A 13,977-nucleotide genomic window follows, 5' to 3' on the forward strand; every position below is an offset into this window, starting at 1 on the left:
GAACATGATCAACCCATTTGATGATCAAACAGGTACCTTTTTCGTTCTATTAAATGAAGAAGGGCAATATTCATTGTGGCCAAGCTGGATCGAAGTACCTGCGGGATGGAGAGTAGCTTTCGGCAAAGATCAGAAAGAAAGCTGTCTTGCTTATATTAATGCAGAATGGAAGAGTTTAGTCCCAACACAGCTTACCAAAGCAGTAGAAATCAATCCTGTTACGTGACGAGGCGATTCGAGTGAGTAAAAGAAAAGTCGTTGTATTGGTATATGTGTTAGCCATGTTTATGGCGGCGATGGATGCGACGATTACCAATGTAGCTTTACCTGCGATAGGAGCAGCGTTTCAAATTCCACTTTCGGCAACCAGCGCAATCAATGTAGGGTATTTGGTAGGGGTGGCGATGCTCCTACCAATTGCCGGCTGGTTAGGAGATCGCTTTGGAACGAAACGAGTGTTTTTGCTATCACTTAGTATTTTTACAGTATCCTCGCTTTTTTGTGGAATGGCTGAGAGCTTGATCACGCTGAATATGGCTCGAATCATTCAAGGTGCGGCAGGCGGACTGTTGACACCAGTAGGAATGGCGATCCTCTTTCGAACCTTTTCACCCGAAGAGCGGCCTAGATTGTCACGTATGATTGTATTTCCGATTGCCGTCGCACCTGCTCTAGGTCCGATTATCGGTGGGTTTTTAGTAGATCATCTTTCATGGCGGTGGATTTTCTATATTAATATCCCATTTGGGATTTTAGCAGTTATCGTAGGGATGTTGTTTCTGGAAGAATATCGAAAAGAGACCCGAGAACGTTTTGATGGGAAAGGATTTTTGCTCTCCGTTTTTGGATTCTCGATGTTCATGTATGCCTTGACTCAAGGGCCATCTCAAGGGTGGACTTCACCTGAGATATGGACCACAGGTGTTTTAGGACTTTCGTTTATGTTGGCTCTTATTTTCGTAGAGTGTAGAGCAAAAGATCCTTTATTAGATCTAAAGTTGTTGAACGAGCCATTATTTCGAATCATGAGCATCATCTCAGCATGTTCGGCTGCGGCCTTGTTCGGAATGCTGTATATTTTCCCGCTCATGTATCAAAATGCGCTCCATGTCTCTGCGCTCCATACAGGACTTACTGTATTTCCTGAAGCGATCGGGTTGATGATTTCATCTCAACTTCTACCGACATCCTTAAAAAAACTAGGCGTAAAGCGATTAATGATTCTTTCGTTAACAGGTTCAGTCGTAGTCTTTGCGTTAATTGCGTTCTTGTCGGCATCGGTTACCCCTTGGACGGTGAGAGTACTTATGTTTAGTGTAGGGATTTTCCTTGGTCATTCGGTAGGAGTCTTACGAGCCACTGCTTTTAACCACATCTCACATGGCTCTATGGCGAGGGCAACGACCTTATTTCAAGTTCAATATCGCCTTGGCTCTGTCTTAGGCGTTGCGATCTTAGCTAGTGTGATTGGATTCGCAGACGTAATCGGTGGTAGTCAGACGAGCCCGATTATCTACCAATGTGCATTATTTGGTTCTGCTATCTTTTTAATCTTATCCCTTATCTTTGCTATTCAACTAAAAAACACAGAAAAAATAAGCGAGGCACCACCGCAAAAAGCTCGTGCTTCGTAATTTCGATATAACGTTATCTATCATCCAAGGAGATGATTTCATTGTCAACCGTAACCGATTTGCGCGGGACGATTCAGGATCTCGATGAGGAGATTTTGAATCTAATGAGTCGAAGGCAGGAGCTTGTACAGGATGCAAAAGAAAATCATGGCTTTATGATGAATTTTCCTTTTCAACAAGCGATTCGATACATGGATCAACAGGAAGTAGAAATGGTAGCAACCCTGCTTCAAGAACGTATCCAAACCCGGGCAAAAGACACAGCTAAAAAAGTGATGTATTATTCAAGGGAATATCAGCAAGAAGATACCATTATCATGATCAACGGAGAAAGAATCGGAGATGGGAATCCGCACTTTATCATGGGACCGTGTGCTGTAGAGAGTTATGATCAAACCAGTATCGTAGCAGAGAGAATGGTACAAAAAGGGGTTCGTTTGTTACGAGGAGGTGCTTTTAAACCACGCACTTCCCCCTATGACTTCCAAGGTCTTGGTGTAGAAGGATTACAGATTTTATCACGAGTGGCACGAGAGTTAGGGATGGCAGTCATTACCGAGATCTTGTCCGTGGACCAACTAGATGAAGCACTTCCCTTCGTGGATGTGGTGCAAGTAGGTTCGCGTAATATGCATCATTCCCCCCTTCTAAAAGCATTAGGGAAAACCAACAAGCCTATTTTGCTAAAAAGAGGTTTGTCAGCTACGATCGAAGAGTTCAAATTGGCAGCAGAATACATCTTGGCAGAGGGGAATAAAAACGTGATCCTCTGCGAAAGAGGAATTCGAACCTACGAGACAGCGACTCGAAATACGCTTGATATCTCAGCGGTTCCGATCCTCAAACAGGAGACACACCTACCTGTCATCGTAGACGTTACCCACTCAGCGGGAAGAAAAGATATCTTAACGGCGATGGCGAAAGCGGTCCTAGCAGTTGGCGCCGACGGTGTTATGGCAGAAGTACATCCAAATCCAGCCAAGGCACTATCTGATTCAAAACAACAGATGGATTTATATGAATTTGATTGCTTTATGGATGCGATTCGTAAGGTAGTTAGATAGCAAAACCCTCTCTTGTCACATGGGATAAGAGAGGGTTTTGCTGATCTTTGTAGGCTCTATAAGGAATGGGAGGGAAACAGTCAATTGGATGAAGGGCTTCCTTTCGTGGATGTGGTCGTGTTTTGAACGCATTACTTATGAATTTGATTGCTTTATGATGCGATTCGTAAGGTAGTTAGATAGCAAAAATCCCCTCTTGTCACACAGGACGATAGGGGATTTTTGTGATGTTCTCTTGATCTTCAAAACTACTTTTTGTATGTCTGTATCGAATTGGTTTTTCAATAAATTCCCAAGAAAAGGTTGCTATGATGATAATGATAGAGACTTGGATCACTGCACGAACGATGGCGAATTCCTCACCTCCCAGTATAGTAGGGAGAGGAAGGGCTAGTATTGGAAAATGCCACAAATAAATCCCGTAGGAGCGAATTCCTAGCCATCTTAACGGAGCCCATTCCCAAATCCGATGAAACCACTTTGCTGAGGGATAAACGATTGCCATCATGAGAGCCACAGTTGCTAAGCATTGAAGGACCATGCCTCCTTTATAAAGAAAAGGGTCAACTTCGTTTGTAAACAAAATCATCCATAATAAAGTGATGAATCCTGCTACTCCTAGTAAGGTGACGATTACTCTTACGCGACGGAAAGTAGCGATTTTCTCTGGAATCGTTTGTAGGGGGCAGTAAAAAGCGAGTGCTGCACCCATAAGTAGAGCGAATGCGCGAGTATCGGTTCCGTAATAGATTCTGCTTTGATCAAGCAATCCGGGTTGATATAGAAGTGCCATAGCAAGCGCCGAGATAAATGCCCCTAAGAGGATGAACATAACCATCCATTTCCGTTTCCTAATCACACCAAGCCCTAATGCTAGTAGAAACGGCCAAATGAGATAAAATTGCTCTTCTACTGCTAGAGACCATAGGTGTAGTAGAGGAGAGGGGGTACTGAAATGGGAAAAGTAGGATGCATCGCTGACAATGAACCACCAATTTGTTATATATAACAGGGATGCAAGGAGGTCACCCCATAAATTTACTAATCGGGAAGGGTTGGATATGGTTATCCCGATCACAACAACGATTAATAAGAAGAGTAGTCCGGGTAGCAATCGTCTAGCTCGTTTTATCCAGAAATCATGTAGGTTCATTTTTCCATGATTTCTCCATTGTGTAAGGAGTATATCGGTGATGAGATACCCTGATAGAACGAAGAAAATTCCTACTCCAATAAGTCCCCCTGGTGCAAAATGATTTAGTTTTAAATGATACATAACAACTGCTAGAACAGCAAATGCTCTTAATCCATCTAATCCAGGAACATATCTATTACGTAACGGAAGAGATTGTGTCTCCTTCGTCTTGATGCTATGCATGTAGGTCTGTCCCTTCATTATTGTTTCATTTTTTCGAGTAATATTGGATAAAATTCTTTTTTGAAATGAATGCCGTCATCACCATATAGTTCTGGTTTTTCCTTTAATAAAGGGGATAAATCAACATACTGGACATTTTCCTTTTTAGTAAGTTCTTCTAACTTTTTATTTAATGTAGGGATATTTTTATATTGAGGATTCTGTTTTAATGCCTCGGATGTTCCAGACGGAAGGGATAGCACATGAATCTTCATCTGAGGTGCTTTTTCTTTTAGTTGGTTTATTAGTTTTTCGTATTCATCCAATTCTTTTTTTACTGGATCTTTAACTGGAAAAGATAAATCGTTCAAACCTAGTAATAAATAGAGATTCTCAGGCTTTTTATCTAAGATTTCTTTCATATTTTGTTCAATGACGAATTGGACAGTGGTTCCTGCAATAGAAATTACATTTTCTTTACCAGCAAACTCCGCTAGACCCTCGAATAAAGAATCCCCGACAAATAAATCAGTCCCTTTTTCTTGGGTTGTCTTTTCTGTCCCAGTCGTGGACTGTGTGTTTGTCTTCCCTCCACAAGCTACTACCGATATGGCTAAAAGACCAACGAATATAGATAACAATATTTTTTTCATTTTTCTAGTTCCTCCTACTATGTTTATTTGTACAGTAGGACTATAAAACAGAGAACTAAAGATGAGATAAAGATGAAATCAATTTTATATAAAAATTTGTCGAGTGGATTTCACTGTTTTTTACATTCCATGCATAAAGAAAAATTCAGGCGCTCAAACTAGAGACAAATATTTCAAGTTTTAAAGATAGGAGCGTCATGATGAATAGTAAATTTCAAAAGTGGATCGTGGGTAGCGTGGCAGCCTTTCTACTGATGTCCCTTGTTGGTAGCTCCGAAACAACTCCCGCCCAAGCAGCGAATGCAGGTAAAAGTTATAAGGGATTTTCCAGCAATGATGTTACATTGTTAGCTCGAACGGTTCATGGGGAAGCCCGAGGAGAACCTTATGAAGGACAAGTAGCAGTAGCAGCAGTCATATTAAATCGTTTGGACAGCACACAGTTTCCTAATACGATCTCCGGGGTGATCTTCCAGCCACAAGCTTTTACTTGTGTGGCTGATGGACAGATTTGGCTGGAGCCAAACGAATCAGCATACAAAGCAGCTAGAGATGCGATTGGAGGTTGGGATCCAGCAGTTGGATGTAACTATTATTTTAATCCTGTTACCGCTACATCCAAATGGATCTGGTCTCGCCCGCAAGTGAAAAAGATCGGCAAACATATATTTTGTCGCTAAGGAGGAAGAAATGTTATGTCTACGTATGGTAAAATAGCTCGCGTTTTCCTTCCTATTACACTCGTAGTGCTCCTTGGTACGGGAGCTTGGGCATATAAAGAATACCAAGAGAAAAGTTCGATTCTGATTAAAGCCGAGAACCAGTATCAAAGAGCCTTTCATGAATTAAATAACCATATGGATTCCTTGCAAGGGGAGATTGGAAAAGTGCTAGCGGTTAACTCGCAAAAGCACCTCTCTGATTCCCTGACTAATGTATGGAGGCTTACTTATGCGGCTCAAAGTGATGTGGCCCAGCTCCCTCTTAGTTTGATGCCTTTTCACGATACACAAAAGTTTTTAGGTAGAATGGGGACGTTCTCCTATCATGCTGGTGTGAGGGATTTCGATAAAGAACCCCTTTCGGAAAAGGAGTACCAAACATTAAATACGCTTTATCAAAATGCAACTGATATTAAAGGGAAGCTAAATGACGTGCAATCACAGGTTCTCTCTAAAAATTTGCGTTGGATGGATGTAGAGTTGGCCATTGCTACGGAGGATAAGAAGCTGGACCATACGATTATTGATGGTTTTAAAGCAGTAAATAATATGGTTGTGCAATTTCCGGAAGTGGATTGGGGTCCGACGGTTAACAACTTAGAAGTTCGTAAGAAAGAGAAATTTACGACTTTAAAAGGGCGTAATATCTCCGAAGAAGAAGCGAAAGAGAAAGTAGCCAAGCTTCTGGATCGTTCTACAGAAGGGATGAAAGTCACATTTGCTGAAAAGGGTGATTTCCCCGTTTACAGTATTAGCTTTGAAGGGAAAAATGGACCTTGTAATCTGGATTTAACCCGTACCGAGGGGCACGTTACTTGGATGTTATATAATCGTCCCGTCAAAGAGACCAAGTTAAATCGTGAGCAGGCGTTAGAAAAGGCACAGTTCTTCTTAAAGAAGATGGGATATGAGGGAATGGTGCCGATTTCGCACATTGAAGATGATCACGTTCTTACCCTTAGTATGGTACATAAGGAAGGGAACATCCTCATCTATCCAGAGGCTTTAGCTCTCAAAATTGCATTGGATAACGGTGAAATTATTGGAATCCAGGCAGATGAATATGTATTTAATCGCAAAGAACGCGTATTCGAAAAGCCGACTTTGACTCATGAACAGGCTCGTAAACAAGTAAATCCCCATCTGAAAGTAACGGGTACCAACCAAGCTTATATCTATGGCGAAGATGGAAAAGAAGCACTCTGTTATGAATTCCTAGGCACATTAAAGGATAATCAGTATCGAATCTTTATTAATGGTGATACAGGCGAAGAAGAGTTTGTTGAGAAAATAGAAAAAGAAGAGCCAGAAAAGACCTGATGAGACTCTAATCAAAAAAACGAACTAGAAAGCCAGTGTTTTTTATCTGGCTTCTGGTTCGTTTTCATTGCAAAGAATAATACTCTGTGCTATTCTAAAATAAAGTAAAAGTATCATTTTTAGAAATTGTGGTCAGAAATTTTTGTCTAGTTTCTGATTCATAAAGAAAGAAGTACATACTGCTTGATCATGAGTGGATGTCGACTCATGGAACTAGGTCAATTGTCGATCTGGATTGCCATTGACGGGCAGGGAGACCTGCTCTTTTTCATGTAGTCCGCTCTGCAAGTTAGGGAGGATTCGTTGTCGTAATGAACAGTCACTTATTAGTTGCTATTGATGGTCCAGCAGGAGCTGGAAAAAGTACAGTAGCCAGAAGAGTAGCCAAGCGATTGGAGATCCCATATGTAGATACAGGTTCGATGTACCGAACGATAGCTTGGTTGGCTCTAATGGAGCGCTTAACTGCTGATCAGGAAGCGGAAATTTCGGAGTTGGCTCTTTCAACCCCTATGACATTGGTCGAAGGCGGAGTGAAGGTTCGTGATATAGTGCTAAAAGATGAACTTCGGACCTCAGAGATATCAAACTTCGCTTCTACGATTGCGGCGATGCCTAAGGTTAGGGAAGCTTTGGTTCGAAAGCAACAAGAGATTGCTCAGTTGCAAAGTGTGGTAATGGATGGTCGTGATATTGGCACGCATGTCTTACCGCAAGCACATGTGAAAGTCTTCCTTACGGCATCGATTGAGGAACGGGCGCGTCGTCGATTTGAGGAGTTGAAAGGGAAGAATCAATCCCCTGATTATGAAAAGTTGCTACAAGAAATTAGGCGACGTGATGAAAATGATCGAAACCGTGTTTTTTCCCCACTAAGACAGGCGGAAGATGCGATCTTAATTGATTCTACAGATCAAACGATCGAAGAAATGGTGGAGACGATCTTGGAACTATGTTGCACCAAAATGGGCGGTGCGGAGTAATATGTGGTTGTATAAACTTCTTCGATTCCTCATCACTCTGATTTATCGGATTTTCTTTCCCTACGAAGTAATAGGTGTAGAAACATTTCCTAAATCAGGTGGAGCGGTTGTATCGCCTAATCATATTAGCAACTTAGATCCACCCCTACTCGGAATTAGTTTACCTAGGCAAGTACATTTCATGGCTAAAGAGGAAATGTTTCGAGTATCGATCATCAAAAAAGCGCTCTACATAGTCGGTACGTTTCCTGTCAAACGGGGAGGTGGAGATTCACAAGCCTTAAAGGCGTCCATTCGAATCCTACGAGAAGGAAAAGTACTCGGGATTTTCCCTCAAGGAACCCGTGATAAGTCAGGTGAGATTCGTAAGGTACATGTGGGAGCGGCTATGTTTGCTCTTCGGACGAATTCTCCACTTGTTCCAGTAGCGATTATTGGACCTTATCGTCTGTTTCGTAAGGTTCGGATCGTTTATGGGAAGCCTATTTTACCTGCAGAGTATCTGGTGGACGGCAAGTCGACATCAGATGGTGTAGACCGTTTGAGTGCTCGTTGGAAGAAAGAAGTAGAATCATTACTTCATCAATATCGGTAATGGGATCAAATGCAAGGGTTTATGCCCTTGTTGCTTGATCTTTCTCTATATAAATAATGAGTTGTCATTTGATTTGAGGAGGAGTAGTCATGACGGAAGAAATGAAAAGCTTGCAGGTTGGGGATGTTATTCAAGGGAAAGTGGTAAAGGTAGAAAACAGTCAAGCTCTTGTTGATATTGGTTGGAAAAGTGAAGCCATTCTTCCTATCTCTGAGTTGGCTGGTGTACATGTAAGTCAAGTCTCCGATGTACTAGCGGACGGTCAAGAAGTAGAGGTAAAGATTATTCGCCACAATGAAGAAGAGGATCAATTTATTGTTTCGAAAAAATCCGTTGAAGCAGAAAAAGCTTGGACTGAGCTAGAGGAAAAGTTAGAGTCTGGGGAAACCTTACAAGCGACTGTACATGAAGTGGTAAACGGTGGTTTAGTTGTAAATGTTGGTGTTCGTGGATTTATCCCGGCATCATTAGTAGATATAAAGTTTATCGAGGACTTTAGTGGTTTTGTGGGTGAAAAAGTGACATTAAAGGTCATCGAGTTAGACCGTGAGAAAAACAAATGTATTCTTTCTCGCAAGGCGGTTTTGGCAGAGGAATTGGAAAAGACAAAGAAATCAGCTCTCGAGAAAATCGAAGCTGGCGATGTGTTAGAAGGTACGGTGCAACGTCTAACTGACTTCGGTGCGTTTGTTGATCTCGGTGGCGTGGATGGTTTGGTTCACGTATCGGAGATTGCATGGTATCGTGTAGAGCATCCAGCAGATGCCTTAACAGAAGGGGATCAGGTGAAAGTAAAGGTTCTCAAAATCGATCGTGAGCAAGAGCGGATTAGCTTAAGCATCAAAGAAACGCTTCAAGGTCCTTGGGAGAAAGTAGCTGCCCACTTGAATAATGGGGATATCATCACAGGAATCGTGAGACGTTTGGTAACATTTGGTGCTTTTGTAGAAGTGGCTCCGGGCGTAGAAGGTTTGGTACACATTTCTCAAATCTCACATGATCACATCGGTACGCCGGGTGAGGTTCTGACAGAAGGGCAAGAAGTGCAAGTGAAAGTACTGGATATCCTTCCAGAACAGAAGCGAATTAGCTTAAGCATGAAGGAAGCTGAGCCAAAACCAGAACCCGTAACATTGGAAAATCAGCAAGTAGAAGAAATGAATGTAACATTGGGGGATGTATTCCCAGATCTAAAAAATTTTAAATAAGATACAGTAACCAGCCCTACGGAAGAATGGGCTGGTTATTTTTGTTTAGACTAACGATAAGCGTAAAAGGCTAGTGACTTTAGTAAAGGAGTTTATCGTTATGAATCTAGATCATTTGATGATGGCGGTTATTGTTAGCGGATTAGCTGGTATTTGTACACGGATTTATCTGTTGCAAACGGATTACAGGCAATACCCCACTTATCCGCATGGATATATTATTCATCTGGCGTTAGGAATTATTGCTGCGGGATTGGGGTCTGTTGCGATCCCTGCATTAATAAAGAAGGATTTCACAGCGTTTACCTTCTTAGCATTAGCGGCGCAACAGTTTCGGGATGTGCGAAATATGGAGAGAACGATGTTATCGAAGATCGACGGAATGGAGTTGGTTCCACGCGGTGTTAGTTATATAGAAGGAATCGCCATGGTATTTGAAGGACGTAATTACTTGACAATTGCTTCAGCGCTTATTACTTCGTTTACCGTGATCACCTGGAATGTAACATTGGGGGTAATAGTAGGGATAGTATGTGTCGTCTGTAGTCGGTTTTTTATGTCTGGTAAGATGATGAGTAGCATCGTAGAAATTCGAGAGGCAAAGCTACGATTAGATGGAGCTAGTTTATACGCAGAAGATATCTATCTGATGAACGTAGGGCTATCAAGCGATAAAAAAGCAATTATGGAAAATGGAATTGGCATGATACTAACGCCTAAAGACGCGAGTAGCCGAATTACGCTGTCTAATGTCGGTCAAAGACAAGCCATTTTGCATGATGTATCGACTGTATTAGGTGTATATCGGGATACAGGGGAGCCAGCCCTCACGCCTCTCGGGAAGCTCGACTTAAAGGATGGACGGCTTGGACTTCTTCTCCTGCCACAAGATCGAAATGTGAAGCGTGCCATTGATATCATTGGAAAAGTGCCTGTTTTAGAGAGTGCGATGAAGAAGCCACTACAAGCAAATGCAACAAGGGGTGGAACGTCATGAGTGATCAAAAAATTTTAGCCATTGTGACCCTCGAAAAAGAGAGAGTTGCCGGCGGATCGCCTATTTTCGTGGTAGACAACAGGGAAGAGCTGGAGAGACAAGCTTTTACTCTAGAGAAGATCCTCGACGCAATGGTGCACGAAGTGGCTCCCACGACCTTCATACTGGTGCGCCACTCTGATTGAGGTTGATAAAACCCTAGTTTCTCGTTAAGATTAGGTATGTTAGTAAGAGATAACGAAATGAATACATAGTAAGAAATGAGGATATAAGTCATGAGTTTACCCGTAGTAGCGATTGTTGGCCGACCTAATGTGGGCAAATCCACTATTTTTAATCGTCTGGCTGGCGAACGAATCGCGATTGTGGAAGATCGGCCGGGGATTACACGTGACCGAATTTACTGTAAAAGTGAATGGAACGGACGCGAATTCCATCTGATTGATACAGGTGGTCTAGAGTTTGGAGAACAAGATGAAATTTTAGATCATATTAAAAACCAGGCAGAACTTGCTATCGAAGAAGCAGATGTCATTTTACTCGTGACAGATGGACGGGATGGTGTAACGGGTAATGATGAAGAGGTTGCACGTCTCTTGCATCGTTCGAAAAAGCCAGTGGTGATTGCTGTAAACAAGCTGGATGATATTAAGCACGAGGATCTGATGTACGAGTTTTACTCGCTTGGTTTCGGCGAGGTAATTGGAATCTCATCCCTGCATGGTTCAGGTACAGGGGATATGCTAGATGCTGTGGTCAGTCATTTCAAAGAAGGAACAGATGAAGAATACGATGAAGAGACGATTCGTATCTCCCTAATCGGCCGTCCTAATGTAGGGAAATCTTCACTTGTCAACGCGATTTTAGGAGAAACACGAGTGATTGTAAGTCCTGTGGCTGGAACGACTCGTGATGCGATTGATACCCCGTTTGAGCATGAGGGACAAGAGTATGTATTGATCGATACAGCTGGGTTACGTAAACGTGGCAAAGTTTATGAATCGATTGAGAAGTTTAGTGTGATCCGAGCGATGCGCGCGATTGAGCGATCTGATGTTTGTTTGATCGTATTAGATGGTGAACGAGGAATCGCAGAGCAGGATAAAAAGATTGCAGGTTATGCACATGAAGCAGGTCGTGCCTCCATCTTCGTGGTAAATAAATGGGACGCTGTCGAAAAAGATGATAAGACAATGAATTATTTCCGGAAGTTAATCCGTGAAGAGTTTCAATTTATGTCTTATGCCCCGATTCTGTTTGTCTCAGCGAAGTCAAAACAACGTGTTCAGCAAATTCTTCCAGCGGCTCAAGAGGTTGCAGAGCAACATGCTCTTCGCATCTCTACCTCTGTGATTAACCAAGTGATCCACGATGCGATTATGGCTGTACCGCCTCCTTCTGATAAAGGAAAGCGTTTACGGATTCACTATGCGACACAAGTTTCGGTCAAGCCACCTACCATTGTGTTGTTTGTAAACGACCCAGAGCTATCTCATTTTAGCTATATTCGTTATCTAGATAATCAGATTCGTCAAGCATTTGAATTTAAAGGTACTCCAGTTAACATCTATCTGCGCAAGAAAAATTGATTGATCGATACAGGGAGAGGAATAGATATGATTCATTGGGTAGTGCCCATTGTAGTTGCGTATCTGCTAGGATCTATCAGTTTTAGTTATGTAGTCGGAAAGATAACCCGTGGAATCGATATTCGTGAACATGGAAGTGGAAATGCAGGAGCAACCAATACGCTTCGAACCTTAGGGAAAACAGCGGCAATTGTGGTGGCTGCTCTTGATTTGTCTAAGGGGATTGGCTCTGTCTTGATTGCAGGATGGTTAAGTGTAAATGATCCCATTGTCTTAATGATTTCGGGGCTTGCCGCAGTGGCAGGGCATAACTGGCCGATTTATCTCGGTTTCCGTGGAGGGAAGGGAATTGCGACTACAGTGGGTGTCTTTTTAGCCCTTATGTTTCAGGCCACCCTCATAGCAGGTGTGATTGCGATTCTTGTTATTTTGATTACACGTTATGTTTCTCTGGGATCACTCATATTTACTGTGACGTTACCCATCGCGATTTATTTTGTCGGCACTTATCCGAGCGTTTATTTTTGGACAAGCTTGTTGTTTACCTTATTTGCATTTTGGAGCCATCGTTCGAATTTGAGCAACCTGTTTAAAGGTGTCGAGAGAAAAATTTAGTACGTAGGGAGTGAACACCAACATGAAGAATGTGGCGGTTCTAGGTGCAGGGAGTTGGGGAACGGCCCTAGCGTCTGTGTTGGCTGAAAACGGAAATAAAACCAGACTGTATGCGAGGCGTGTATCAGCTGTTCAGGAGATTAATATCCATCATACAAATGAACGCTATCTTCCCAAGGCCTCTCTAGCGCCCTCTCTGCAAGCTTCTTCTGATCAAGCGGAAGTGATTCGGCCGAGTGATGTGGTAGTGTTTGTCGTACCCTCACAATCGCTAAGAGAGACAGCACGACAAGTTCGTCCATACTTAAAGCCTCATGCGGTAATTGTTCATGCCTCCAAGGGATTGGAAGTTCGCACCTTCAAGCGCATGTCTCAAGTATTAGCGGAAGAGTTACCTGAGCATGCGAATCAGATCGTTGCTTTAACAGGTCCTAGCCATGCAGAAGAAGTGATTCAGAAGCTTCCTACGGCGGTTGTAGTGGCCTCTAAAGACCTCTACGCAGCTGAGATTGCACAGTCCTGTTTTATGAATTCCTATTTTCGGGTTTATACGAATACAGATGTGATCGGCTGTGAAATAGGAGGGGCACTAAAAAATGTGATTGCTCTGGCTACAGGCTTATGTAGTGGCATGGAGTTTGGAGATAATGGGATAGCCGCATTGCTCACACGTGGATTAGCAGAAATGGCGCGACTTGGATCTGCGATGGGCGCACAGCCGAATACATTTGTGGGATTGGCGGGTGTAGGTGACTTAATTGCTACTTGTACAAGTCCGCATAGTCGGAATTGGCGAGCTGGGAATATGATTAGTCAAGGAAAAAAGCTGGATCAAGTATTATCAGAGATGGGGATGGTAGTGGAAGGCATTCAGACAACAGAAGCTACTTATACGATGGCGAAGCATTATCAGGTTGAAATGCCGATTATCGAACAGTTGTATGAAGTGCTTTTTGCAGACAAATGTCCTAGAGAAGCCCTAATGGATCTGATGAGTCGTGATAAAACACACGAATTACAAGACTATGTACAGGGTTGGTAATGAAATAGGCAAAAACCTTGTGCCACATCGAGGTGCACTAACATATTTTGTAGTAGGTTATGAAACCATACATTCAGAGCATAGAGCATAGAGGGTACAGGGACCAGTGCTTTGCTCATTGCTGAATGTAGCTTGTCAGCGTGTAGCCAGTCTTGAAAAAGACTGGCTACACGTGTGGGTATGAACAAAAAAAGAAAG

14 protein-coding genes and 1 pseudogene are annotated in these 13,977 nt (G+C 42.6%); 13 read left to right on the forward strand and 2 right to left on the reverse strand.

Features of this window, described 5'->3' with window-relative positions; genetic code table 11:
* Positions 1 to 4: 4 nt before the first annotated feature.
* From BLU58_RS11675 to BLU58_RS11685, 3 genes are read left to right on the forward strand one after another with little or no spacing between them, the layout of a single operon-like run.
* Entirely contained in the window at positions 5 to 226 is a 222-nt protein-coding gene (locus tag BLU58_RS11675) for an MbtH family protein (RefSeq protein ID WP_093292388.1), read from the forward strand.
* Positions 227 to 233: 7 nt separating this feature from the next.
* On the forward strand, positions 234 to 1,634 hold the full coding sequence (locus tag BLU58_RS11680; protein WP_255404693.1) for a DHA2 family efflux MFS transporter permease subunit: 1,401 nt from the start codon (positions 234 to 236) through the stop codon (positions 1,632 to 1,634).
* Positions 1,635 to 1,669: 35 nt separating this feature from the next.
* Positions 1,670 to 2,698 carry a bifunctional 3-deoxy-7-phosphoheptulonate synthase/chorismate mutase gene (locus tag BLU58_RS11685; protein WP_369813760.1) on the forward strand — a complete coding sequence of 343 codons (1,029 nt, stop codon included), beginning with the start codon at positions 1,670 to 1,672 and terminating at the stop codon, positions 2,696 to 2,698.
* A 199-nt stretch (positions 2,699 to 2,897) separates the two neighbouring features.
* Here the strand turns inward: BLU58_RS11685 and BLU58_RS11690 are convergent, their stop codons facing one another.
* Positions 2,898 to 4,076 carry an acyltransferase family protein gene (locus BLU58_RS11690; RefSeq protein ID WP_176786636.1) on the reverse strand — a complete coding sequence of 393 codons (1,179 nt, stop codon included), beginning with the start codon at positions 4,074 to 4,076 and terminating at the stop codon, positions 2,898 to 2,900.
* A 17-nt stretch (positions 4,077 to 4,093) separates the two neighbouring features.
* Positions 4,094 to 4,708, reverse strand: a complete 615-nt coding sequence (locus BLU58_RS11695) for a GDSL-type esterase/lipase family protein (protein ID WP_093292391.1) — start codon at positions 4,706 to 4,708, stop codon at positions 4,094 to 4,096.
* 317 nt (positions 4,709 to 5,025) lie between these two features.
* On the opposite strand from BLU58_RS11695, the pseudogene BLU58_RS11700 reads away from it, so the two are divergent.
* The 10 genes and pseudogenes from BLU58_RS11700 to BLU58_RS11745 form a co-directional block, all read left to right on the forward strand.
* Positions 5,026 to 5,388: pseudogene (locus BLU58_RS11700) on the forward strand (cell wall hydrolase); the annotation flags it as partial.
* A gap of 15 nt (positions 5,389 to 5,403) precedes the next feature.
* On the forward strand, positions 5,404 to 6,750 hold the full coding sequence (gene ypeB, locus BLU58_RS11705; RefSeq protein ID WP_093292393.1) for a germination protein YpeB: 1,347 nt from the start codon (positions 5,404 to 5,406) through the stop codon (positions 6,748 to 6,750).
* 311 nt (positions 6,751 to 7,061) lie between these two features.
* The gene (gene cmk, locus BLU58_RS11710; RefSeq protein WP_093292394.1) at positions 7,062 to 7,733 is read left to right on the forward strand and encodes a (d)CMP kinase; all 672 of its coding nucleotides are present in this window, start codon (positions 7,062 to 7,064) and stop codon (positions 7,731 to 7,733) included.
* Positions 7,734 to 7,740: 7 nt separating this feature from the next.
* Positions 7,741 to 8,328, forward strand: coding sequence for a lysophospholipid acyltransferase family protein (locus BLU58_RS11715; RefSeq protein WP_176786637.1), 588 nt, complete (start codon positions 7,741 to 7,743; stop codon positions 8,326 to 8,328).
* Positions 8,329 to 8,417: 89 nt separating this feature from the next.
* Entirely contained in the window at positions 8,418 to 9,536 is a 1,119-nt protein-coding gene (gene rpsA, locus BLU58_RS11720; RefSeq protein ID WP_093292396.1) for a 30S ribosomal protein S1, read from the forward strand.
* 100 nt (positions 9,537 to 9,636) lie between these two features.
* Positions 9,637 to 10,533, forward strand: a complete 897-nt coding sequence (locus BLU58_RS11725) for a YIEGIA family protein (protein WP_093292397.1) — start codon at positions 9,637 to 9,639, stop codon at positions 10,531 to 10,533.
* Positions 10,530 to 10,718, forward strand: a complete 189-nt coding sequence (locus BLU58_RS11730) for a capping complex subunit for YIEGIA (RefSeq protein WP_093292398.1) — start codon at positions 10,530 to 10,532, stop codon at positions 10,716 to 10,718. Before BLU58_RS11725 ends, BLU58_RS11730 begins: the two co-directional genes overlap by 4 nt.
* Before the next feature lie 90 nt (positions 10,719 to 10,808).
* Positions 10,809 to 12,122, forward strand: coding sequence for a ribosome biogenesis GTPase Der (gene der, locus BLU58_RS11735; protein WP_093292399.1), 1,314 nt, complete (start codon positions 10,809 to 10,811; stop codon positions 12,120 to 12,122).
* 27 nt (positions 12,123 to 12,149) lie between these two features.
* Complete coding sequence (gene plsY / locus BLU58_RS11740; protein WP_093292400.1) at positions 12,150 to 12,737, forward strand: glycerol-3-phosphate 1-O-acyltransferase PlsY; 588 nt, start codon at positions 12,150 to 12,152, stop codon at positions 12,735 to 12,737.
* Between the two features lie 22 nt (positions 12,738 to 12,759).
* Positions 12,760 to 13,779, forward strand: a complete 1,020-nt coding sequence (locus BLU58_RS11745; RefSeq protein ID WP_093292401.1) for an NAD(P)H-dependent glycerol-3-phosphate dehydrogenase — start codon at positions 12,760 to 12,762, stop codon at positions 13,777 to 13,779.
* The last annotated feature ends 198 nt before the right edge of the window (positions 13,780 to 13,977 follow it).

The organism is Thermoactinomyces sp. DSM 45892 (assembly GCF_900107305.1).
Lineage (GTDB): Bacteria > Bacillota > Bacilli > Thermoactinomycetales > Thermoactinomycetaceae > Baia.

Excerpts from the sequence above, each read along its gene's own strand:
- BLU58_RS11675 (WP_093292388.1), top strand. The coding sequence starts at position 5 with ATGATCAACCCATTTGATGATCAAACAGGTACCTTTTTCGTTCTATTA.
- BLU58_RS11690 (WP_176786636.1), bottom strand. The coding sequence starts at position 4,076 with ATGCATAGCATCAAGACGAAGGAGACACAATCTCTTCCGTTACGTAAT.
- BLU58_RS11695 (WP_093292391.1), bottom strand. The coding sequence starts at position 4,708 with ATGAAAAAAATATTGTTATCTATATTCGTTGGTCTTTTAGCCATATCG.
- ypeB (WP_093292393.1), top strand. The coding sequence starts at position 5,404 with ATGTCTACGTATGGTAAAATAGCTCGCGTTTTCCTTCCTATTACACTC.
- cmk (WP_093292394.1), top strand. The coding sequence starts at position 7,062 with ATGAACAGTCACTTATTAGTTGCTATTGATGGTCCAGCAGGAGCTGGA.
- rpsA (WP_093292396.1), top strand. The coding sequence starts at position 8,418 with ATGACGGAAGAAATGAAAAGCTTGCAGGTTGGGGATGTTATTCAAGGG.
- BLU58_RS11725 (WP_093292397.1), top strand. The coding sequence starts at position 9,637 with ATGAATCTAGATCATTTGATGATGGCGGTTATTGTTAGCGGATTAGCT.
- BLU58_RS11730 (WP_093292398.1), top strand. The coding sequence starts at position 10,530 with ATGAGTGATCAAAAAATTTTAGCCATTGTGACCCTCGAAAAAGAGAGA.
- der (WP_093292399.1), top strand. The coding sequence starts at position 10,809 with ATGAGTTTACCCGTAGTAGCGATTGTTGGCCGACCTAATGTGGGCAAA.
- plsY (WP_093292400.1), top strand. The coding sequence starts at position 12,150 with ATGATTCATTGGGTAGTGCCCATTGTAGTTGCGTATCTGCTAGGATCT.
- BLU58_RS11745 (WP_093292401.1), top strand. The coding sequence starts at position 12,760 with ATGAAGAATGTGGCGGTTCTAGGTGCAGGGAGTTGGGGAACGGCCCTA.